At 69.2% G+C, this 22,787-nt stretch carries 17 protein-coding genes and 1 tRNA gene; 7 read left to right on the top strand and 11 right to left on the bottom strand.

The window, feature by feature from the left end; all coding sequences use genetic code 11:
- Positions 1-189 precede the first annotated feature (189 nt).
- Entirely contained in the window at positions 190-891 is a 702-nt protein-coding gene (locus ACUYTF_RS07265; RefSeq protein WP_434141725.1) for a LytR C-terminal domain-containing protein, read from the bottom strand.
- A gap of 97 nt (positions 892-988) precedes the next feature.
- Positions 989-2,116, bottom strand: coding sequence for an ABC transporter substrate-binding protein (locus tag ACUYTF_RS07260; protein ID WP_434141726.1), 1,128 nt, complete (start codon positions 2,114-2,116; stop codon positions 989-991).
- Between the two features lie 168 nt (positions 2,117-2,284).
- Between ACUYTF_RS07260 and ACUYTF_RS07255 the strand changes: the two genes are divergently transcribed.
- On the top strand, positions 2,285-3,352 hold the full coding sequence (locus ACUYTF_RS07255) for an iron chelate uptake ABC transporter family permease subunit (protein WP_434141727.1): 1,068 nt from the start codon (positions 2,285-2,287) through the stop codon (positions 3,350-3,352).
- Entirely contained in the window at positions 3,352-4,173 is an 822-nt protein-coding gene (locus ACUYTF_RS07250; RefSeq protein ID WP_434141728.1) for a heme ABC transporter ATP-binding protein, read from the top strand. Before ACUYTF_RS07255 ends, ACUYTF_RS07250 begins: the two co-directional genes overlap by 1 nt.
- A gap of 159 nt (positions 4,174-4,332) precedes the next feature.
- Here the strand turns inward: ACUYTF_RS07250 and ACUYTF_RS07245 are convergent, their stop codons facing one another.
- Together ACUYTF_RS07245 and ACUYTF_RS07240 are read right to left on the bottom strand one after the other, a co-directional pair.
- Entirely contained in the window at positions 4,333-5,223 is an 891-nt protein-coding gene (locus ACUYTF_RS07245) for an HtaA domain-containing protein (RefSeq protein ID WP_434141729.1), read from the bottom strand.
- Between the two features lie 132 nt (positions 5,224-5,355).
- Positions 5,356-9,342: an HtaA domain-containing protein gene (locus ACUYTF_RS07240; protein WP_434141730.1), complete on the bottom strand. Its 3,987-nt coding sequence runs from the start codon at positions 9,340-9,342 to the stop codon at positions 5,356-5,358.
- 499 nt (positions 9,343-9,841) lie between these two features.
- On the opposite strand from ACUYTF_RS07240, the gene msrB reads away from it, so the two are divergent.
- Positions 9,842-10,312, top strand: coding sequence for a peptide-methionine (R)-S-oxide reductase MsrB (gene msrB / locus ACUYTF_RS07235; RefSeq protein ID WP_434141731.1), 471 nt, complete (start codon positions 9,842-9,844; stop codon positions 10,310-10,312).
- Positions 10,309-10,863, top strand: a complete 555-nt coding sequence (locus ACUYTF_RS07230; RefSeq protein ID WP_434141732.1) for a nitroreductase family protein — start codon at positions 10,309-10,311, stop codon at positions 10,861-10,863. Before msrB ends, ACUYTF_RS07230 begins: the two co-directional genes overlap by 4 nt.
- A gap of 123 nt (positions 10,864-10,986) precedes the next feature.
- Here ACUYTF_RS07230 and ACUYTF_RS07225 read toward each other — a convergent pair whose 3' ends face one another.
- The 4 genes from ACUYTF_RS07225 to secA all read right to left on the bottom strand — a co-directional run bounded on the left by ACUYTF_RS07225 (position 10,987) and on the right by secA (position 16,208).
- Positions 10,987-11,937 (bottom strand): DMT family transporter, encoded by a 951-nt coding sequence (locus tag ACUYTF_RS07225; protein WP_449279564.1) that lies wholly within the window; start codon positions 11,935-11,937, stop codon positions 10,987-10,989.
- 271 nt (positions 11,938-12,208) lie between these two features.
- A tRNA-Thr gene (locus ACUYTF_RS07220) sits at positions 12,209-12,281 on the bottom strand.
- Between the two features lie 91 nt (positions 12,282-12,372).
- Positions 12,373-13,392, bottom strand: coding sequence for a DsbA family protein (locus ACUYTF_RS07215; RefSeq protein ID WP_449279563.1), 1,020 nt, complete (start codon positions 13,390-13,392; stop codon positions 12,373-12,375).
- 47 nt (positions 13,393-13,439) lie between these two features.
- On the bottom strand, positions 13,440-16,208 hold the full coding sequence (gene secA, locus ACUYTF_RS07210; RefSeq protein ID WP_449279562.1) for a preprotein translocase subunit SecA: 2,769 nt from the start codon (positions 16,206-16,208) through the stop codon (positions 13,440-13,442).
- 219 nt (positions 16,209-16,427) lie between these two features.
- Between secA and ACUYTF_RS07205 the strand changes: the two genes are divergently transcribed.
- The 3 genes from ACUYTF_RS07205 to ACUYTF_RS07195 all read left to right on the top strand — a co-directional run bounded on the left by ACUYTF_RS07205 (position 16,428) and on the right by ACUYTF_RS07195 (position 19,365).
- Positions 16,428-16,889 carry a Fur family transcriptional regulator gene (locus ACUYTF_RS07205; protein ID WP_449279561.1) on the top strand — a complete coding sequence of 154 codons (462 nt, stop codon included), beginning with the start codon at positions 16,428-16,430 and terminating at the stop codon, positions 16,887-16,889.
- A 64-nt stretch (positions 16,890-16,953) separates the two neighbouring features.
- Positions 16,954-18,450, top strand: a complete 1,497-nt coding sequence (locus ACUYTF_RS07200; protein WP_449279560.1) for a catalase — start codon at positions 16,954-16,956, stop codon at positions 18,448-18,450.
- Between the two features lie 171 nt (positions 18,451-18,621).
- Positions 18,622-19,365, top strand: a complete 744-nt coding sequence (locus ACUYTF_RS07195; protein ID WP_449279559.1) for a polyprenol monophosphomannose synthase — start codon at positions 18,622-18,624, stop codon at positions 19,363-19,365.
- A 120-nt stretch (positions 19,366-19,485) separates the two neighbouring features.
- On the opposite strand, the gene hpf is transcribed toward ACUYTF_RS07195, so the two are convergent.
- From hpf to ACUYTF_RS07180, 3 genes are all read right to left on the bottom strand, one after another.
- A complete protein-coding gene (gene hpf / locus ACUYTF_RS07190; protein WP_434141739.1) occupies positions 19,486-20,115 on the bottom strand; it encodes a ribosome hibernation-promoting factor, HPF/YfiA family in 630 nt (209 codons plus the stop codon).
- Complete coding sequence (locus ACUYTF_RS07185; protein WP_449279558.1) at positions 20,066-21,010, bottom strand: ComF family protein; 945 nt, start codon at positions 21,008-21,010, stop codon at positions 20,066-20,068. The genes hpf and ACUYTF_RS07185 overlap by 50 nt, the downstream gene beginning before the upstream one ends.
- A gap of 108 nt (positions 21,011-21,118) precedes the next feature.
- Positions 21,119-22,786: an LpqB family beta-propeller domain-containing protein gene (locus ACUYTF_RS07180; RefSeq protein WP_449279557.1), complete on the bottom strand. Its 1,668-nt coding sequence runs from the start codon at positions 22,784-22,786 to the stop codon at positions 21,119-21,121.
- Position 22,787 lies beyond the last annotated feature (1 nt).

Below are 22,787 nucleotides of genomic sequence, written 5' to 3'. Positions count from 1 at the left end.
GCTTCGACTGCTAACCCCAATCTTGGCACTCAGACCCTGAGAGTGCAAGAAATCATGCTCGCGTACAGCGAACAGCGCCGGCACGGGCGCGGGCGCGCCCGGACGAGCCGCCGAGCACGCATCGGTTCGACCGGTCGCGCGCACGGCGGAGCGGGCCGTCGAGCGACCGGTCGGGACTCGCGCGTCGGGTCAGGCCTCGGGCTGCTGCGGGTCGGTCGCCGCGGGATCGACCACTGCGCCGTCGACGGAACCGTCTGCGGGCGGCACCTCGGCATCGCCCGCGGCGGGCTCTTCGACCGGAGGCTCGACGGGCTGCTCGACCGCACCCGAGTTCGGACCGGCGTAGTCGGCGCCGAGCAGCACGATGAGGCGCGCGTCGTACTCGGCGTAGTCCTCGGTCAGGTAGGTGGAGACGCCGCCGAGCTGCTCGGCGAGGCCGCGGGCGGCGGATTCGTCGGCCGGGTCGCGGTAGAAGACCGCGGAGATCGGCACATCGCTCTCGGCGAGGTTCTCCGAGAAGAGCACCTGGCCCCAGCCCTCGGCCGTGATGGAGCCGGAGACGCCGGCGCCGAGGTTCGTGTCGGTCGTGCCGTTGAACACGGCGATCGTCGCGGCGGGGTCGAGCACGGCCGGCACCTCGGTCGAGGTGGGCTGCTGCTCGGAAGTCGGAGTGGGGCTCTTCCCGCCGACGCTCTGCACCACGAGCACGCCGATGCAGGTGAGCAGCACGAAGCCCAGCACGCCCGCGACGAGGTACCACCAGAAATGACGGGGCTTCGCAGTGACGCGGTGCGCGCCGACGCGGCCGCTGCGGGTGACCCGATCGAAGCGATCCTCCGGGTAATCCTGGCTGCGGCGCTGCGTTTCGGCACCGTGGTTGCTCTGCGCCAATCTCGTCCCCTCGCCCGTCATGAAATGCTGCATCGTTCTCGCGACGCCGTACTAGAGTACCCGACGCGCCGAGCCGAACCTGGGATGGCGCGGCCGCTCAGCCGGCCCGCTCGAGCGAATCGGGAGAGTAGATCGCGCGGGCGAGTCCGTCGATCACATCGGGGATGCGCGTACCGCCCGCGAAGAGCACGGCGTCGTCGATGTCGACGATGCGCCGGTTCTCGCCGGCGGTGGTGAGGGCGACGCTCGGCTGGGCCTGCAGCAGGCCGTCGACCCCGCCGGCGCTCTCGAGCCCCTTCGTCATCACGACGATGATGTCGGGGTCCATCCCGATGAGGGCTTCCTCGGTCATGGGCTTCTCGCCCTCGAGCCCGATCTCTTCAGCGACGTCGATCGCGCCGACCGAGCGGATGAGGCTGTCGACGCCGGTGCCCTCGCCGAAGAGGTAGAAGACGCCGGCGGTGCCGCGGATGTAGAGGAAGGCGACGCGCGGCAGCTTCTCGGCATCGGCCGGCAGCAGCTGCGCGACCTCCGCCTCCTTCGCGGCGATGGCCTGCTGCAGCTGCTCGATGAGCGCGGGGGCGGCCTCGCCGACGCCGAGGGCATCGGCGACCTGCTGCATCGTCAGGTAGCTCGACTCGGCGTCGACCGCGCGGTCGACGGTGACGACCGGCACGCCCGCGTCGCGCAGCTGCAGCACGACGTCGGTCGGGCCGATCGACCCGTCGGTGAGGATGAGGGTCGGGTCGAGGGCGAGCACGCCCTCGGCATCGATCGAATGGCCGTCTTTCGTGACAACCGGGATGTCTTCGGAACCGGGGAAGTTCGTCGAGACGTCACGGCCCGCGATCGAATCGCCGAAGCCGAAGGCGTGCACGAGTTCACCGACCGAGCCGCTCATCGAGAGCGGCACGATGCGCGCGGTGTCCTCCACCGTGATCTGCGTGTCGCCGCCGCGGTCGTGTGAGGCGACGGTGACGGGCAGTTCGCTCTTCGGGGCCTCGGCGAGGGGCGCGATCGACGGCCCGCCGACGACGGCGTGGGTGCTGCCGACGAACGCGGTCGGGTCGTCGAGGGGGGTGAGCTCGGAGAGCGGAGGCAGGTCGACCGCTTCGAGCGCGGCGGCGCTCTTGACGTCGGGGCCGGTCTGGCAGCCGACGAGCCCGAGCCCTGCAAGGGCGAGCACTGCGACCGCGGCGATCCTGCGCACCCGACCTGCCGTCATAACCCGAACGTCCCTTCATCAGATGTTTAACGGAATTAGCCTACCCTAACAACGGTAAGATGTTCCCTGGACTTCGAAGATCCAGCACATCGCCGCGCGTTCCGGGTGCGCCTCCAGCGGCACCCCGGTCTCAGCTCGCGCGTTCACGAAGGCAGAGCTCACCCACGCATGACCCCCTCCACGTCACCGTCGGCGAAACGCCACACGACCGCGAAGATCACGCTCTTCACGGTGCTGACCGTGGCGCTCGTGGCGTCGATCCTCGTCTCCGCAGGCACCGGCCAGCTCCCAATCCCTCCCCAGGAGGTGCTCGGATCCCTGCTCCACAAGATCGGCATCGACTGGCTGCCGCTGCCGACGCACCCCACGGGCGATGCGACCCTGTGGGCGATCCGCTTCCCCCGCGTCGCCATGGCCGCCCTCGTCGGCGCGGGGCTCTCGGTCGCCGGCCTCATCATGCAGGCGATCTTCGGCAACCCGCTCGCCGAGCCCGGCGTCATCGGCATCTCGTCGGGCGCCGCGGTCGGTGCGGGCCTCGCCATCGTGTTCGGCCTGAGCTTCTTCGGCGAATGGACCATCGCCGCCCTCGCATTCGCCGCGGGCCTCGCCGCCACCCTCATCGTCTACGCGATGAGCCGCGCCGACGGCCGCACCGAGGTCGTCACCCTCGTGCTCACCGGCATCGCCGTCAACGCGATCGCGGGCGCCGGCATCGCCCTGCTCACCTTCCTCGGCGACACGCAGTCGCGCGAGCAGATCGTGTTCTGGCAGCTCGGCAGCCTCGCCGGCAGTCGCTGGTCGCAGGCCCTCATCGTCGCCCCCATCATCGCGCTCGGGCTCGCCGCCTCCTACTTCGCCGCCCGCAAGCTCGACCTGCTCGCGCTCGGCGAGCGCAACGCGCGCCACCTCGGCGTCAACGTCGAAGCGCTGCGCATCATCATGATCTTCATCGTCGCGCTCTTGACCGGCGTCTCGGTCGCGTTCGCCGGCATCATCTCGTTCGTCGGCCTCGTCATCCCGCACCTCATGCGCATGATCCTGGGGCCCGCGCATCTGCCCCTCGTGACCGCGTCGGCGCTCGGCGGCGCGCTGCTGCTCACCCTCGCCGACCTCGGCGCCCGCACGATCGTACCGAACGCCGACATGCCGATCGGCATGCTCACCGCCCTCGTCGGCGGCCCCTTCTTCTTCTGGCTGCTGCGGCGCACCCGCAAGCGCAGCGGGGGGTGGGGATGATGGCCGCGCGCTACTTCGAGGCCCCGACCCGCACCGCGCCCGGCGATGTCGTCTGCGCTGCCGAATCGGTCTCGCTCATCAGAGGCGGCCGCAAGCTGCTCGACGAGGTGTCGCTCGAGCTGCGCGCCGGCGAGGTGCTCGCGCTGCTCGGCCCGAACGGCGCCGGCAAGTCGACGATGCTGAGCATCCTCTCGGGCGATGTCGCCCCCGATCAGGGGTCGGTGCGCTTCGGAGACCGCGACATCTCGGACTGGTCGCTGCCCGACCTCGCCCGGCGCCGCAGCGTGCTGCTGCAGGACAACCAGCTGCTGTTCCCGTTCACAGTGCACCAGGTGGTCGAGATGGGGCGCGCGCCGTGGCGGCGCACACCGCTCGAGGATCAGGACAACGAGGCGATCTCGGAGTCGATCAATGCGGCCGATATCGCTCATCTCGGCAACCGACGCGTGCCGTCGCTGTCGGGCGGTGAGCGGGCGCGCGCCGCGTTCGCGCGCGTCATGGCCGGGCGCACGGGCGTGCTCATGCTCGACGAGCCGACCGCGGCGCTCGACCTCGGCCACCAGGAATCCGTGCTGGGCCTCGCCCGCGCCCGCGCGAAGGCCGGCGACGCCGTGCTCGTCGTGCTGCACGACCTCAACCTGGCGAGCGCGTTCGCCGACCGCGCGGCGCTGCTGCGCGACGGGCAGATCGTGGCGTGCGATGCGCCCGAGCGGGTGCTGACCGCCGACATCGTCTCGGACGTGTACCGCACGCCGGTCGAGGTGATCCCTCACCCTGTGACCGGCCGCGGCATCATCATGCCGATGCGGCCGCTCGCCTGAGCGCTGCACGCCCGGGCGCCGTCGGCCCGCGCCGCACGCCGGGCACAGGGTGACGCCGAGTGCCTGCCTGGCGCCCGAGTACCTGCGTTCATCGCGTTATGAACGCAGGTACTCGGTGATTCGATGCGCAGTCGCGAACTCGGCACCGAGCGCGCGGGCCTATTCGGTCGGCGGCTCAGGATCCGCGGCGTCGGCCGGCTTCTTGCCCTTGCCGCGGCCCGCGATGAGCATGCCGCCTGTCACGCCGATGACGAGCAGCGCGACGCCGCCCACGACGATGGGCACCCAGGGCACCTCGGTCGCGGTCGGCTCGGGGGTCGCGGTCGGCTCGGCGGGGGCGTCGGGCTCGGGGGTCGCGACGGTCTCGCCGAGCTCGCACCCGGCGGCCGTGGCGGTCAGATTGATGGGGTCGAGCTCGTCGCCGGCGACGTAGCTGCCGTACTCGCCGTTGAACGCTGCGGCGCCCTCGGAGGTGAGGCGCGGCACAGCGCCCGCGATCTCGAGCTCGCCGCCGCTCGTCGAGAGAGCGCCCGCGAGATCCATCTTCGCGACGCGCACCGACTGCGCCTGCACGGCCGCGGCGTCGCCGTCGTCGGTCGCGCCGATCGTGAGCCCGAGGTAGGCGGTGTCGCCGCCCTCGATCTCGATGGTCGGGTCGCTCAGATCGAACTGGAGCGCACCGTCGTGGCCGGTGAAGTGCACCGCCCCGGTGAAGCCGATGCTGCCCGAGATCGGCGACGCCTGGAGTTCGCCCTGGGCCGCATCCCAGATGAAATCGGGCGTCTCGTACCGCATGTCGTCGCTCACGGTCCACTCGCCGTTCGCGATGCTGCCGCTGACGTACGAGCGGAAGCTCTCTTTCACGCCCCAGCGCAGCTCGGCCGACCCGACCGCGCAGGTGCCGCTCGTCTCGGTGGCCTCGGTGGCGCTCGGAGCAGCGGTCGCCGCGGTGGCGGGGGCTGCGAGAGCAAGAAGGGCCAGGGATCCCGCCGCGGCGAGGCGCCTCCACGCGCGTGCGGGGCGGTGGTGTTGCGACGCTGTTGCGTTCATGGAGCGGGCCTTCCTGGGGGTCTGCAAAGCATTCATTCTAGGAGTCTCGGTCGAGAAGCAGCCGGGGCAGGCCCCGAGCATTGAGGGGAAGAGGGCCCGCCTGGGCCGGTCTGTGCGCGGCCTGGGTCGCGGTCAGTCGCTGCCGGCGCCGCGGCGCTGGGCCACGACGAGCCCGGTGGTGCCGCCGGCGATGAGCAGGAGGAGGAGCGAACCGGCCCACCATACCCACATCGGGGTGCCGGTGTCGCTGAGGCCCGCGGCCTGCAGCTGACCCGATTCGGCCTCGGCGGCGATCGCCGCGACCTTCTTCTTCGCATCCTTCTTCTTCGCGTCGGCCTGCTTCTTGTCGAGCACCGTGATCTTCGCGCCGGCATCGGTGCTGCCCTGCAGAGTCAGCGTGTGCTCGCCCGGCTCGATGTCGTCGGGCAGGGTGCCGATCCACCGCACCGTACCGGCCTTGTTCGCGCCGGCGTTGTCGTCGAGCACGGTCGGTTCGGAGTACAGCACGACCAGGATGTCGCGCTCGCTCGCCTCGAAGCCGGTCGCCTCGAGCTCGATCTCGCCGCCGGGCACGATGTCCTGGGCGTCGGTGAGAATCGTGATGCCGGTCGTCGCGGGCGGGGTGGCCGCTGCCGTGCGCTTCTGGCCGACGGTCGAGGCCACCGTGGTCGAGCCGAAGCCCGCATGGTTGACCGCTCCGACAGTGAAGGTGACGGGATCGATGCCGAACGATCCACCGCCGGTGCCGCTGCTTCCGCTGCCGCCGCCGCTGATCGCGCCCGAGACGGGCACACCGCTCCAGGTGACCTCGCCGTTCGCACCGACCGACTTGCCCGCCGCACCGAGGTTCAGCGTGAAGGTGCTGCCGCCCGCCGAGATGGTGCCCGAGGTCGCGCTCGACACGGTGATGACCGGGTTGCTGAAGGTCTCGCTCATGAGGCCCTTATGTCCGGTGAAGGTGACGACCCCCGAGTACTGCACGGAGCCCGTCTGGCTCGCCGCATCCCACGAGCTGCTGGCCTGCGGGAAGACATAGCCGCCGCTGCCGCCGCCGACACCGCTCGTGCTCACGGAGCCCTTGGCGATCGGGCCGGTCGCATAGTTCGCGAAGCCCGACGAGACGCCCCAGATCAGCGAACCGGGCTGCTGCTGCCCCGGAGTCGGAGCGACCGGAGTCGGGGTCGGCTTCGGCTCGGGTTCGGGCTTCGGCTGAGGCTTCTCGGGGTCGGTAGGCTTGGCGTCGCTCGCCTCACCCACAGTGAAGGTGACCGCGTCAAGTACTTCGCCGACCTCGTACTGCTGGAACACCGGCACGCCTTCGGCACGGAGCGTCGTTCGTACGCCCTTCCAGGTGACCGCGCCATTGCCGGCGACGCTGCGCACCGACTCACCGAGGTGCAAGTCGGCAATCGCCGTCTGCTTGCCGGCGTACGTCGCATACAGCACTGCCGTGCGCGCGTCGGAGACCTTGATCACGGGGTCGGCGAGCGAGAAGCTCAGCGCACCACCGTGCGCGCTGAACGAGACCCCGCCTGCGTAACGCACTTCACCGGTCTCGGCACGGCTGTTCCATTCGCCTCCCGCGAGCTGGGGGAAGTTGAAGATGTTGCCGGTGCGGGTCGCGTTGCCGCTCAGCCCCACCTTGCCGTCAGAGTTGCTCTCGATGTACGAGCGGAACGAATCCTTGATGCCCCACTGCAGGCCTCCCGTAGTCGGCTTCGGGTCGGGGTTCTCGGGTTCTGTCTTCGACTTGAAGTTCACGACCGTGCGCAGCTCCTGAGCCGGGTTCGCCGTGTTGACGCCGCCGGCATAGCTGTAGATGCCGAACTTACCGCCCTTCACGAGCTCGGCCGGCTGCTTCAGCGTGACGGTCCAGGTGAATGATCCCGTCGCAGGATCGAGCTCGACCCACTGCCCGCGGACTTCTTCACGGAACGCATCCGGAACATCGTTTTCGAGCGTGTCCGCTGCCAGCGCCCAGCCGCGGTTCGACTTATCCATCTTGCGCTGGTCGCTCTTGACGCCTTCCGACGGCTTCCACTGCTCAGCGAAGTTGCCGAACACTACGAAAGTGCCCTGCGGCTTGTCCGCAGGAATCGGCTGTCCCAGCCCGCCGAGGTTCGCGTACGGGTCGAACCCGGTTCCCTTGACGACGAGCGTGTCGCCCTCTGTCACCTCGGTGTTGCCGAGCTCGGTGACGCCGTCCGCCTGATAGACCGTGATCGACGGCTCGAAGTCGGCACCGTTCGGGCGTTCGGTGTCGGTGTAATCCAACCCGAGCTTGAATTCTTGCGCCTGGTTATTCACACCACCGGCACCATAGGTATACACGCCGTAGTCACCCGAGATCGTCGCAGCATCCTTCGGCTCGGCGAGCGTCAGCTCGGCGGTCCAACTGCCATCCGCCGCAAGCGGCACCCACTGATTGCGCACCATCGCCTGGTACTGCGCGGGCACCTGGTCGAGCACGTTCTCCGCGAGCACCCACCCCTGCGGACCGACCTTCCGATCCTTCGACGACACCCCATCAGCCGGGCTCCACGCGGCAGCGAACTTGCCGAACACCACATATGATCCCTGCGGCAGCGTGCTGGGAATCGGCATTCCCCGACCACCGATGTTCGCTTCGGGATCGAACCCGGTGCCCTTCACCGTCAGCTTGTCACCCTTGTACACCTTCGCCCCCGCAGCCAACGGCGTCACCGAATCTCCCAGGAACACCCGCACCTCAGGCGACCATCCCTTCGGGCGTTCGGTGTCGGTGTAATCCAACCCGAGCTTGAATTCTTGCGCCTGGTTATTCACACCACCGGCACCATAGGTATACACGCCGTAGTCACCCGAGATCGTCGCAGCATCCTTCGGCTCGGCGAGCGTCAGCTCGGCGGTCCAACTGCCATCCGCCGCAAGCGGCACCCACTGATTGCGCACCATCGCCTGGTACTGCGCGGGCACCTGGTCGAGCACGTTCTCCGCGAGCACCCACCCCTGCGGACCGACCTTCCGATCCTTCGACGACACCCCATCAGCCGGGCTCCACGCGGCAGCGAACTTGCCGAACACCACATATGATCCCTGCGGCAGCGTGCTGGGAATCGGCATTCCCCGACCACCGATGTTCGCTTCGGGATCGAACCCGGTGCCCTTCACCGTCAGCTTGTCACCCTTGTACACCTTCGCCCCCGCAGCCAACGGCGTCACCGAATCTCCCAGGAACACCCGCACCTCAGGCGACCAGGTCACGTCGGGAATTTCCGGGGTCGTCGCTGCCGGAGTGGAGAACGAGAGCGAGTCGGCGGCCTGCCCGCCGTACTGGCCGAGCTCGGCGGGGATGATGGTGTCCGCGAAAGTGCCAGCGACGTCGCTCCATGCGCTGAGACCGTCGGCCTCGGTTGCTGCTCCAGTGGCGGCGATCGTCGCAATAACGACGCGCTGCAGGGCTTCGGCGCCGGGAGCCGCATCAACACTCATCTCCGCGCTCAGGACGGCTGAGCCATCGGCCGCTATCTCGATGCGCGGGTTCTGCATCACGATGCTGAAGCCGTGCGCCTCGTTCAGAAAGTTCACACCACCGGTGTAGGCGATGGTGCCCGTGCCTGCGGCCGGGTCGAATGTCGACTCGGCCGACTCCGGATAGTGCACAATGCCTTCGTCCGACAGCGTCGCGCCGCCGAAGACCATTTGCGCACCGCCGGCGAATCGCAGATAGTTGCGCCAGCTGGCCTTGAAGCCCCAATCGAGCGCGCCGCCGTCCTCGCGAATCGTCTCGAGAACCGCCGGGAGCGCGGTGGGGGCTACCGCAGCCTGCGCCTCTGCGGTGCTGGAGTCCTCTGCCGTAGCGTCGGCCAAGGGCTTCCCAGCATCCGCAACCGGAGCATCGGCAGGAGCATCGTCCGGCGCTTCCACAGAAGCATCGGCTTCGACCGCTGGCGCTTCCACAGAAGCATCGGCTTCGACCGCCGGCGCTTCGGCGCCTTGCAGTTCGACCTGCTCGGCTGCGGGATCCGCCGGAAGTTCTTCCGCATAGGCCGCGCTGCCGCCGATGAATGCACCTCCCGCCACAAGTGCGGTCGCCAGTAGTGCGGCGATCGATCCGCGGGTGCGTCGGCGTGCAAACATGCGCAAGCTGCTCCTTGACAGTGTGGGTGATGACAGCCGCCGCGAGCGAATCGCGACATGAGATCAGATCCAAGTAAGGCGTGCCTTACTGAACGGCCATGCAATAGTCTGACGAATATCATCTGATGATGCAAGTCGGGCCCTGTCCACAAGAATTTCTCACGGGTCGGCCAGGGTCTTCTCAGCACCGCAGCGCGCCCGGAACGTGCCGCACCCCGGGCCGTTGTTGCAGAAGCGTTGCCGCCGGATCGAAGTGTGCGGTGCGAGCTCGTTCGGACGTGCGAGCTCAATCGGAGCTTCACAGCGCATTCCATCCGAGGGAGCTCGCACGTCCGAGGGAGCTCACGGATCGGGCGCGCGACGCATCCGACACCGCAACCCGCGAAGACGCCGGAACGTTCGCTCCCGGCACCATCCGGCCCCGGGCCTGCGCGCGTAGACTCGAAAGGCATGCGCAGACGAGTGCTGCGCCCGAGCAGACTCCCCGAAGGAGGCCCCGATGAGCACCCCCATCACCCCCGACAGCGGCCACGACTTCGCCCTGAGCGACGCCGAGTGGCGCGACCGCCTCTCCCCCGACGAGTACGCCGTGCTGCGCCAGGCCGGCACCGAGCGACCGGGCACCGGCGAGCTGCTCCACGAGGAGCGCGCGGGCCTCTACACCTGCCGCGCCTGCGGTAACGAACTCTTCGTCGCGGGCACCAAGTTCGATGCGGGCTGCGGCTGGCCGAGCTTCTACGAGAGCGTGCGCCCCGAAGCGGTCGAGCTGCTCGAGGATGCGAGCATGGGCATGGTGCGCACGGAAGTGCGCTGCGCCCGATGCGGGTCGCACCTCGGCCATGTCTTCCCCGATGGCTTCGGCACGCCGACCGGCAACCGATACTGCATGAACTCCCTCGCGCTCGAGTTCGCCGAGGGCGCCGAGCCCTCCGAGACGCAGACGACCGAGGGCAAGGGATCGACGTCTTGACCGCCACTCCCCTGCCTGCACGCGAGGCGATCCGCCTCCGTCGTTCGCACTCGAAGCTGACCGGCGAGGCTCCGTCGACCGCCGAACTGCTCGATATGCTCAGCGTGCTGTCGTCGGTCGCAGATCATTCGGGGCTGCGCCCGTGGCGCATCATCGAGCTGCGCGGCGACGCCCGCGACCGGCTCGGCAAGGGGCTCGCGAAGGCCGCCGGCGAGGACCGCGAGAAGTACATCTCGAAAGCGCACCGCGCCCCGCTGGTGCTCGCTATCGTGGTGAGCCCGGTCGCGAGCGAGAAGGTGCCCGTGTGGGAGCAGGAGGCCGTCGCGAGCGGCGTCGCGCACACCCTCGGGCTGCTGCTGCACGAGGCGGGGTGGGGTTCGATCTGGCGTACGGGCAAGCTCACCCGCGAGAAGCCGGTGCGCAAGGCGCACCTGCTCGAGAAGGGCGAGTACCTGCTCGGCTGGCTCTACGTCGGCGGCATCCCCGAGAGGGATCAGAAGCACAAACCGCGCCGCCCGCTCGACGCGCGGCGCCATCTCAGCGCACTGTAACGAGGCTGCCGCGGGTCGGCTCGGGCCGACCATTGTCGTGAAGCGCCACCGTTCACGAACGCAGGCTTCTCCGGCGCCATATCGGGCCTGCAGCTGCCCCGGTACGCGCTATGGCCCCGGCGATCAGTGCGTCGTGCGCGGCCTACCGGGCAGCGCGGCGACCGCGACCGCGACGAGAGCGACGAGCGTGCCGATGAGCATACCGATACTGACACCGCCCGCGAGCGGCACCCCCGCTTCGAGCATCACCGAAGCGATCAGCTGACCGGCGACGTTCGCCATGCTGATCAGCAGCACACCTGCGACACGCACGAGCAGCGTGATGATCGCGATGAAGATCGCGCCGAGGATGCCGCCGATGTACAGCACCGGTTCGCTCGGCCAGTGCTGCGGCCACCCGTTCAGCGCGATCGAGACGGCGGCGAGCACCGCGAGCACCACGGTGCCGACGACGAAGCTGACGAAAGTCGCCGACAGCACGCTCTCCATCGCCGACCGCAGCAGCCCGTTGACCGCGGACTGCCACGAGACGCCGAACCCGGCGATGAGCGGCACGATGACGAACCAGGGGGAGCCCTGGAGCACCCCGCCCGAAATGCTGCCCGCGACCGAGATCACGACCGCGACGATCACGAGCCCCGTGCCGATGAGGCGAGTCAGCGTGGGCGCGACCTTGCCGGCCGGGCCGAGGCCCGCCTGGTCGAGCACGAGCCCGCCGATGACCTGGCCGGCAACCACGCCGACCGTGAACAGGGCGACCCCGATCAGGGGCGCGACGAGCGACTGACCGAGTACGAATACCGCGCCGGCGGCCCCGCCGAGCGTCGCCCAGAGCGGGAAGCGGCCCGAACGCAGTTCGGTCTTCAGCTTGCCGAAACCGCGCCTCGCCCGCGCCGAACAGATCGTGATGACCGCGACCAGCACGAGGCCCGAAGCGAACGAATAGCAGGCGGCGACGAACCCGCCGCCGAGCTCCTGACTGAGGCCCCCGTTGACGCGCGATTGCGCCGCGACCAGCATGCCCGCGATGCATGCGCCGAAGAGCGCGGCCGGGATGCGCAATTTGTCGTGCATTCGCACCACTCTATCGACCCGTGCCGAACTCGCGTGCGGGATCTGGTGCACAATTCTCGACTGATTCTGCACTTATCTCCGCACGCGGCGGGAAGAACGCTTCACCGGGCCGGTTCAGAGCCCCCCGCCGGACTTGCTTTCGGCGCTCAGGGCAACGCGTCAGCGTTGCGCGCCGGAAGCCGGTGAAGCCGTGCTTCGCCGGGGCCGGTTCAGAGTCCGGCGCGGGGGCGAAGACGAAAGCGGCCCGGGGTTTCCCGGGCCGCTGAGGCAGAGCCCCCCGCCGGACTCGAACCGGCCACCTGCGGTTTACAAGGCCGCTGCTCTACCAGATGAGCTAGGGAGGCGTGGGCGGCGAAACCGCCCCCAGGCAGTCTACTAGACGGAAACGCCCACGGATCACCGTGCGGGACCCGTGGGCGTTTCCGTCGACGCGGGTCAGCCGGCAGTTGCGGCGTCGGCTTCCTTCGCGGCGTCAGCGTCCTTCGACTCGTCCTTCGCGGCGTCCTTCGACGCGTCGCCGCCCTTCGCGGCCTTCTCGACCTCGGCCTTGACCTTGAGCAGGTAGTTCTCGAGGTCGCCGTCGCGGCCCGAGAGCCACTGCTGGCCGTTGACGATCACGAGCGGGGTCGAGATGAGACGCTGCGGTTCGCCTTCCGGCTGCAGCTCCTGGCCGGTCTGATCGAGCGCGATCTGGGCGCCCTCTGCGAGACCGACGACGCCGGTCTCGGTCGCGGCCTTCGTGTTCGAGGCGACGAAGTCGGCGAAGCGGCGATCCTTGACGCACTGCTTCAGCTCCGTGTCGACGTTCGCCCCGGCGGCCTTGGCCTGGTCGAGCAGCTCGTCGTCGGTGAGGCCCTGCGTGTTCTCGGACGGCTGCACCTCGGCGCTGAGCAGCGCATTGTGCAGCTTGAAGGCGGCATCGGGCTGCTGCTCGACGACGCAGCCGAACAGGTTCGCGGCGCGGGTCGAGTACTTGGTGCCGAGCGATGCCGGGTCGAGGAAGTTGAGGGGGTACACCTGCAGGGTGATGTCGCCGCTGCCGACGTAGTTCTCGAGCATGGTGCCGTTGGCCTGCTCGAAGGCGCCGCAGGCGGGGCACATGTAGTCGGCGTAGACGGTGACGTCGAGCGGCAGCTCATCGCGGTTCACCTCGGGCGCCTTGCGCGTCTCGTCCGACTGCAGTGCGGCGGTCTTCTGCACCTTCAGGTCCTTGCCGAAGACGACACCGCCCGAGGCCATGTTGGCGGGGCCGGGGCCGGCGGGAGCGGTCGCCTGCTGGACGACGAGCCCGACGATGGCGAGGATCGCCACGATGCCGAGCACGATGCCGCCCTGGATGAAGAGGCGGTTGCGCTTCTCGCGCTTCTGCTCCTGCTCGCGGGCGGCGCGGGCCTGCTCGCGAGCCTGCTGGCGGCGTTCGTTCTTGGTAGGACGAGCGTTCGATTCATTCGACATGGCTGTGGAAGTTTTCTCTCGTGATGTGATCGCGGGGTCGGGCCGCGCTACTTCTTCTTGTTGGCGCGGCGAGCAGCGCGGTTATTGCCCTCTGCGGGCACCTGCTGGCCGAATGCGCCGCGCTCGGTGGGAGCCTGCTGCGCCTGAGCGGCACGGCCGCCTGCGGCGGCACGGGCCCCGGCACCGCCCGACCCGGCGTTCGCGCCCGAGACCTCGGGGTCGCCGTCTTCATCGGGGGCGCTGTAGCTGAGCTTCGACTGGTCGGTCGCCTGCTCCGTTTCGAGGCCGCCGCCTTCGAGGTGCACGTGATCCTGCGGGCCTTCGGCCGGGCGCACTTTGACCTCGAGGTTGTAGAGCAGACCCATGGATTCCTCCTTGATCTGCCCCATCATGCCCTCGAACATGGTGTAGCCCTCGCGCTGGTATTCGACGAGCGGGTCGCGCTGGGCCATGGCGCGCAGGCCGATGCCCTCCTTGAGATACTCCATCTCGTAGAGGTGGTCGCGCCAGCGTCGGTCGATCGTGGTGAGCACGACGCGGCGCTCGAGCTCGCGCGTCGCCTCCTCGCCGAGGGCGGCCTCGCGGTTCTGGTAGGCGACCTCGGCATCGGAGAGGATCTCGCGGCGCAGGAACGCCTTGTCGATCTTCGAGCTGCCGGCTTCGGCGAGCAGCTCGTCGACGGTGATGCTCACGGGGTAGACCTGCTTGAGGTCGCTCCAGAGGGCGTCGAAATCCCAATCCTGGTCGGTGCCGTGCGAGTCGAGGATCGCGTCGATCGTCTGCACGCGGAAGGCGTCGATGCGGTCCTCGATGGTGCCGCCGTCGAGGATCTGCTGGCGGTCGGTGTAGATCGCCTTGCGCTGGCGGTCGAGCACGTCGTCGTACTTCAGCACGTTCTTGCGGATCTCGGCGTTGCGCTGCTCGACCTGGCTCTGCGCGCTCTGGATGGCGCGGGTGACCATCTTCGATTCGATCGCGAGGTCGTCGGGGAAGCCGTCGCGGTTCATGAGCGATGCGGCCGCGCCCGAGTTGAACAGGCGCATGAGATCGTCGGCGAGCGACAGGTAGAAGCGGCTCTCGCCGGGGTCGCCCTGACGGCCCGAGCGGCCGCGCAGCTGGTTGTCGATGCGGCGCGATTCGTGGCGCTCGGTACCGAGCACGTAGAGCCCGCCGGCGGCGGCGACCTTGTCGGCCTCCTCCGAGACGGCCTCCTTCACCGCAGCGAAGACGTCGTCCCAGGCGGCCTCGTAGGCGTCCGGATCGTCTTCGGTCGAGAGGCCGCGCGCGGCCATCTCCTGCACCGCGAGGAACTCGGCGTTGCCGCCGAGCATGATGTCGGTACCGCGGCCGGCCATGTTGGTGGCGACGGTGACGGCGCCGAGTCGGCCGGCCTGCGCGATGATCGCGGCCTCGCGCGCGTGGTTCTTCGCGTTGAGCACCTCGTGGCGCACGCCCTTCTTCGCGAGCAGGCGCGAGATGTACTCGCTCTTCTCGACGCTGGTCGTGCCGACGAGCACGGGCTGGCCCTTCTCGTGGCGCTCGGCGATGTCTTCGACGGCCTGCGTGAACTTCGCCTCCTCGTTCTTGTAGACGAGGTCGGGCTGGTCCTTGCGGATGAGGGGTTTGTTCGTCGGGATCGGCACGACACCGAGCTTGTAGGTCGACATGAACTCGCCGGCCTCGGTCTCGGCGGTGCCGGTCATGCCCGAGAGCTTCTCGTAGAGGCGGAAGTAGTTCTGCAGCGTGACGGTCGCGAGCATCTGGTTCTCGGCCTTGACCTGCACGCCTTCCTTCGCCTCGATGGCCTGGTGCATGCCCTCGTTGTAGCGGCGGCCGGCGAGGATGCGGCCGGTGTGCTCGTCGACGATGAGCACCTCGCCGTTCAGCACGACGTAGTCCTTGTCGCGGGTGAAGAGGGCCTTCGCCTTGATCGAGTTGTTGAGGAACGAGATGAGGGGGGTGTTCACCGACTCGTAGAGGTTGGTGATGCCGAGGTGGTCTTCGACCTTCTCGATGCCCGGCTCGAGCACGCCGATGGTGCGCTTCTTCTCGTCGACCTCGTAGTCGACCTCGGGCTGCAGCTTGCGCGCGACGCGGGCGAACTCGGCGAACCAGCGGTTGGCTTCGCCCGAGGCGGGGCCCGAGATGATGAGCGGGGTGCGGGCCTCGTCGATGAGGATCGAGTCGACCTCGTCGATGATGGCGAAGAAGTGGTCGCGCTGCACACGCTCGGCGGCGCTCGAGGCCATGTTGTCGCGCAGGTAGTCGAAGCCGAACTCGTTGTTCGTGCCGTAGGTGACGTCGGCGTTGTACTGCTCTCGGCGCACGGTCGGGTCCTGGCCCGCGATGATGCAGCCGGTGGTCATGCCGAGGGCGCGGAAGACGCGGCCCATGAGCTCGCTCTGGTAGGTGGCGAGGTAGTCGTTGACAGTGACGATGTGCACGCCCTTGCCGGCGAGCGCGTTCAGGTACGCGGGCAGGGTCGCGACGAGGGTCTTGCCCTCACCGGTCTTCATCTCGGAGATGTTGCCGTGGTGCAGGTTCGCGCCGCCCATGACCTGCACGTCGAAGGGGCGCAGGCCGATAGTGCGCTTCGCCGCCTCGCGCACCGCGGCGAACGCCTCGGGCAGCAGGTCGTCGAGGGTTTCGCCCTTGGCGAGACGCTCGCGGAACTCCGCGGTCTCCTCGCGCAGCTCCTCATCGCTCAGGTCGGCGAATGACGGTTCGAGATCTGCGACCGTCTTCGCGATCCGCTCCATCTTCTTCAGCGTGCGGCCTTCGCCGACGCGAAGAAGCTTCTCGAGAACTGTCGCCACGTTGTTACTCCTGATACGGTTTGCCCGGCAGATCCGTCGATTCCATGAATCGCCGCCGTTGCCAAATTGAGACAACAACTCAGCTTAGCAATGCCGATCTCGGGGCTCACTGTGGATTCCAAGAGTGCCCGCCGGCGGTCTCCGCGCTCCGGCTGCGCCTGCGACACCTCCGAACGAGATCTTTTTTGAATCATTCAAAATAACGAGTAGACTGTCGGCATGACCTCCACCGCTACCCCGCCCGACGCCGCCGCGCGTCTCGGCGCCGCGGGCCTGCGCTCGACCGCGCCCCGTCGGGCCGTGCTCGAGGCGCTCTCGCGGGGCGGTCATCTCGATGCGAGCGACGTGTTCGACGCGCTCAAGCACGACCTGCCGGGCACCTCGCTGCAGGCGATCTACATCGTGCTCAGCGCGCTCACGAACGCGGGCCTGCTGCGCAAGATCGAGTCGACCGGCGGCCCGGCCCGCTACGAGGCCCGCATCGGCGACAACCACCATCATCTCGTCTGCCGCGCATGCGGCCGCATCGAAGACGTCGACTGCGTCATCGGCGCTGCCCCGTGCCTGACGCCGAGCGACACGGCGGGCTTCACCGTCGAGCAGGCCGAAGTCGTCTTCCACGGCATGTGCGCCGCTTGCTCGCGCGACGCTCGCGCAGACAGCGCTGTCGGCGCGAACTGATCCCTGCCGACACCCCCGAGCCACCATTCACCGCAACGCACCACCGCAACCCGAAAGGATCACCATGTCAGAGCAGAAGCTGACGACGACCCAGACCGGCACGCCCATCGCCAGCGACGAGCACTCGCTCACCGTCGGCGCCGACGGGCCCACCGTGCTGCACGACCGCTACCTGGTCGAGAAGCTCGCCGCATTCAACCGCGAGCGCGTGCCCGAGCGCAACCCGCACGCGAAGGGCGCCGGCGCGTTCGGCGAGTTCGTCGTCACCGAGGACGTCTCGCAGTACACCCGCGCGGCCGTCTTCCAGAAGGGCGCCAAGAGCGAGACGCTGCTGCGCTTCTCGTCGGTCGCGGGCGAGCAGGGCTCCCCCGACACGTGGCGCGACGTGCGCGGCTTCTCGCTGCGCTTCTACACGACCGAGGGCAACCTCGACATCGTCGGCAACAACACCCCGACCTTCTTCCTGCGCGACGCGATCAAGTTCCCCGACTTCATCCACTCGCAGAAGCGTCTCGGCGACTCCGGCCTGCGCGACGCCGATATGCAGTGGGACTTCTGGACCCTCTCGCCCGAATCGGCCCACCAGGTCACCTACGTGATGGGACCGCGCGGCCTCTCGAAGTCGTGGCGCCACATGAACGGCTACGGCTCGCACACCTACCAGTGGATCAACGCCGACGGCGAGCGCTTCTGGGTGCAGTACCACTTCCTCTCGCAGCAGGGCGTCGTGCCCATGTCGCCCGAGGATGCGGAGCGCATCGCCGGTGAAGACGCCGACTACTACCGACGCGATCTCTTCGACTCGATCGCGCAGGGCGACTATCCGTCGTGGGACGTCTACGTGCAGGTCATGCCGTACGAGGAGGCGAAGACCTACCGCTTCAACCCCTTCGATCTCACGAAGACCTGGCCGAAGGCCGACTACCCCCGCATCAAGGTGGGCACCTTCACGCTGAACCGCAACCCGCAGAACTTCTTCGCCGAGATCGAGCAGGCCGCCTTCTCGCCCGGCAACCAGGTTCCCGGCACCGGCATCTCGCCCGACAAGATGCTCATGGCCCGCGTGTTCTCGTACGCGGACGCGCAGCGCTACCGCATCGGCGCGAACTACAACCAGCTGCCGGTGAACCAGCCGCACGCCACCGAGGCGAACCACTACATGCACCAGGGCAACATGCAGTACCACTTCCCGCCCGCATCGCAGCGCGTCTACCACCCGAACTCGTTCGGCGCTGCCGGCGGCCCGGCGGTCAACCCGTCGGCGGGCGTCGAAGCGACCTGGGAGGCCGACGGCGAGCTCGTGCGCTCTGCGGCGACGCTGCGCGCGGATGACGGCGACTTCGTGCAGCCCGGCATCCTCTACCGCGACGTGTTCTCGGACGAGGAGCGCGCCTACCTCAAGGCGAACCTCGAGGGCCAGGCCAAGGCGATCACCATCGACGAGATCCGTGAGCGCTTCTTCCAGTACTGGACGAACGTGGACGCGGGCCTCGGCCAGCACCTGCGCGACGCGTACGCCGCCGGCGCGGGCGACCGCGCGACCGACGTGCACGAGGGCTGATTCCTCTCGCGAGCGGTGAACCGGGCCGGTCTTCTCACTCGAGAAGGCCGGCCCTTCACTGTTCCCGGTGCACTCGTGATGCCGGCTCGCCCCACGGGCCCGGGCGCGCCGACGGCGCGCCCGCCCGCGACTCCTCGCGACCGCTCAGCCGCGGGATGCCAGGATGGAGAGGTGAGCGGCAATCTCGGCGCGGGCTCCCTCGTGATCCTGCCCACCTACGACGAGCGCGAGACCCTGCCCGCCACGATCGCCGGTGTGCGCGAGCATCTGCCCGGCGCCGACATCCTCGTCATCGACGATGCGAGCCCCGACGGCACGGGCGTTCTCGCCGACGCGATCGCGGCCGAATCGACCGGTGTCGCCGTGCAGCATCGCAGCGGCAAGCTCGGACTCGGCACCGCCTACCTCCAGGGGTTCCGCCACGCGATCGACCACGGTTACCGCTTCGCGATCGAGATGGATTCGGACGGGTCGCACCGCCCCCGCGATCTCCCCGCACTGCTCGTCGCGGCGGAGGACGGCGCGGGCCTCGCGATCGGGGCGCGCTGGGTACCCGGCGGCGAGATCGTGGGCTGGCCCCGCTATCGGCGCTGCATCTCGCGCACCGGCACCGGAGTGGCCCGGGTCGCGCTGCGCTCGCAGCTGCACGACCTGACGAGCGGGTTCCGCGTCATCGATACGGCATGGCTCGCCCGGCTCGATCTCGAGTCGATCGATTCGCAGGGGTACGGGTTCCAGGTCGAGACGGCGTGGCGGCTCGAGACGATGGGGTGCCCGATCGCCGAGGTGCCGATCGTGTTCGTCGAGCGCGCGGGCGGGCGGTCGAAGATGTCGTGCGCGATCGTGCTCGAAGCGCTCTACGGGGTGCTGCGCTGGGGGTGGCGGCTGCGCTTCCCGCGCCGCGAGCCGGCGTAACGCGTGCGGGCGTAACGCGTGCGGGCGTAACGCGTGCGGGCGTAACGCGTGCGGGCGTAACGCGTGCGGGCCCGCGCCCCCGAACCGGTCGGGGTGCGCGGGCCCGCACGGGGTGTTCGCTCAGTCGTCGCTGAGCGAGATCACACCGTAGTTCCATCCCTTGCGACGGTAGACGACGCTCGGCTTCTCGGAGCCGGCTTCGACGAAGAGGAAGAAGTCGTGGCCGACGAGCTCCATCTGGTCGACGGCCTCTTCGACCGACAGCTTCTCAGCCGGGAACTCCTTCGTACGGATGACGACGGGGCTGTAGTCCTGTTCTTCGTCGGTGCCGACGACGGGCACCGCACCGGTCGCCACCGCGTTCAGCACCTCGGCGGGTGCGGGAGTGATGTCGACTCCCGCGAAGTCTTCTGCCGACGCATCGGCGAGCGAGGTGCGGCCGCGACCGCGGCGATCCTGGCGCTTGTCCTTCATGCGACGGATGCGTTCGAGCACGCGCCCGTAGGCCATGTCGAAGGCCGTGTACTTGTCGCCGCCCACGGATTCTGCGCGAATCACGGGGCCCGGGCCGATGAGCGTGATCTCGACGCGATCGCCGTGCTTGGGGCTGCGATCGGTCTGCCTGGAGACCCTGACCTCGAGCGCCTGCGCCTTGGGCAGCAGGCCCGCCACCTTCTCCGTCTTCGTTTCGACGTAGTTCTCAAACCGATCGGTGATCCCGACGTTCTTGCCGCGGATGTTCACGTCCATAGTGACCTCCCAGGTGACTCAGGCGGGTGGGCCAGTGCGGCGCACCGTTACGCCTTTGATCGAACTCTACCGCGTGCGGGGCGGCCGGTTCCACCTGTTCCGCGTCTGCTGATGAAACTCCGAGCCCGCCGCCTCGGTCGTCGTGTCGGGGCACCGCGCACACGACGGCCGCGGCGACCACCCGGGCGCCCGCGATTTCCAGGCGCTCCGCGGCGGCGCGCAGCGTCGCGCCCGTCGTGACGATGTCATCGACGAGCACGACCTCTCGCCCGCGAAGAAGTTTTTCGCACGACCGTTTCACGGCGACCCTCCGGGCGTTTCGCTCGCGCTCACGGGAGGCGAGCCCGACCTGCGCGATGCGCCCGGGGAGGGCCCGCAGCGCCGGCAGGCGCATCGCGGCGATGCGGCGCCCGCGAAGGCCGTTCGCGGCCCGCTCCCCCGGCGCTCCGCGCCGCAGCGCGCGGGCGATCAGCAGCTCGACGTGCCGGTAGCCGCGCCGGCGCACCTGCGCCCGTCGCGACGGCACGGCGACGACCAGAGGCGCGCCGGGCCCCCGGCATTGTGCGAGCGCGGCGCGCAGCGGGGCGCTCAGACGCGGCGCGAGCTCGCGGGCGAACCGCGCCCGCCCCGCGTGCTTGTACAGCACGAGCATCGCGCGCACGGGTCCGTCGTAGACTCCGGCCGCGAAGCACGGCAGGCCGATGTCGCGCTCGACCAGCGTCGGCGGGGCGCGCACCTCGGCGAGGCACGCGTCGCAGCAATCGCGATCAGCAGCGCCGCAGCCGAGGCACGCGGTGGGCCAGAGCAGGGCGAGCAGGTCGAGCCCGAGCTCTCGTATCGCCGGCATCATCACGCGCATGGCCCCAGGCTCGTCGCAGAACACCGCGCGCACCACCGCAGAATGGCGAATGTGCGAAAGCAGGCGCCGATGACGTCGCGGGCCGCCCTGTGGAGGAAGGACCGCAGGGCGGTGCCACGCGATCCCTGTCGAGCCCGGCCCGGGTCACTCCTGCTTCGCGAGCACCGAGATGTCACCGATCGAGCGCTGCCAGCCGCCGCCCTGCGAGGCGTAGAGCTCGCCGTCGGCCGCGCGCACGCGCAGTTGGGCTCGGCTGCCGCCGCTCGCGATCTGCACGCCGCCCGGCACCGACCCCTGCTCGTTCCAGAGCAGACCGACGCCGCCGACGCCGACATTGCCCGCGCCGCCCTCGCGCGTCAGCGTCGCGAAGCGCGTCGAGTCGATCCAGTCGAAGTCGATCGCATCGCCCTCTGCCCACATGCGCACATCGGCTTCGGAGGTCGTGCGCACCGGGGCACTGGCCTCGTCGCGCACCACACCGGCGACGGCGACGACGCTGTAATCATCGCCGCTCTGCGCGAGCGCCGCGATGCGGCTGCCGTCGGGCGACACCTGCACGACCGACGCCCCGAAGCCCGCCAGCCAGGGCGCCGGCAGCGCGTAGCCCGTTCCGTTCGCGCCCGAGACCCAGATCTCGCCCGCCGCGTTCGTGCTCCAGGTGTAGCCGTAGAGGTCGAGGTCGGGGGCGAGCAGGTTCGGGCGCTCGTCGACGACGGTGCGCGACCCCGCCACGATCCGGCTGACGCCGTGCGCGCCGAGCGACGCGGCCAGCGAACCGTCGTCGGAGAGCATGATCGCCGTCGGCCCGTCTTCGACGAGCGCACCACCGAACTGCGCATTCTCGACGAACTCGCCGTGCTCGATCGTGCCGAAGGCGCCGTCGCGGATCACGGAGGGATTCAGCGTCTCGACCACCGGCACCGACGGCTGTTCGGCCGCCCCGCCGACCTCGCGGATGGTGGCGCCGTTCGCCAGCACGTCGAAGCCGATGACCCCGGGCACCGATTTGAGGCTCTCGCGCAGCTGGGCGAACATCTCGGCCATCGCGTCGGGCCCCGCCTCGACCGCCTCGGCGGTGAGATCGATGCGGGCCCGACCGTCGAGCACGGTGACCGCCGAGGTGGCGAGCGCAGTGCCCGACGGGAAGCCGCTGTGCAGCACCTCGCCCATGCGCTCGCTCGGGCCCGCGAGCAGGCCGTTCACGATCTCGGTCGCGAGCGAGGCCCGGCTGAGGTACCAGCGCGTCTCGGGCACCATGAGCCCGGCCGAGGTCGCGAAATAGACCTGGTGAGGCGACCAGACCGCGGTGAACGTCGTGCGGTCGAGGATGATGCCCGCGGGCGCCGATGAGATGCGCCACTCGCCGTCGACCTGCTCGAATTCGAAGCGCATGTCGGTGCTCGGGCCGGGGCCGATCGGCAGCAGCTCCCCCTGCCCATCGACCTTCGCGATCGCCGACACCTCGAGCACCCCGCTCGACTCCCCCTCGGTCGAATAGAGACGTGCGCCCTCGTCGACGACGACGCCGAACGACGGGTCCCACTGCTCGCCGTATGCGGGGGTGAGAAACTCTCGGGCGACGGCGTAGTCGGCCTCGTTCGAGGAGGCGGCGAGCACGAAGCCGCGCACGATGTCCTCCTGGCTCGACTCCGCGACGGGCCCGAGCGGGTTGAACTGCACGAACTGCTCGGCCTGGCGCAGGTCGGCGAGTCCGGTCTCCACATCGCCCGAACCCGGAATGGCATTGCATCCCACCAGCCCGAGCGCGGCGACCGCGGCGAGCGCGGCGGCGAGCATCCGACGTCGTCCCATC

This window comes from Leucobacter sp. GX0328 (genome assembly GCF_053567315.1).
This window is presented reverse-complemented; position numbering and strand designations above follow the sequence as displayed.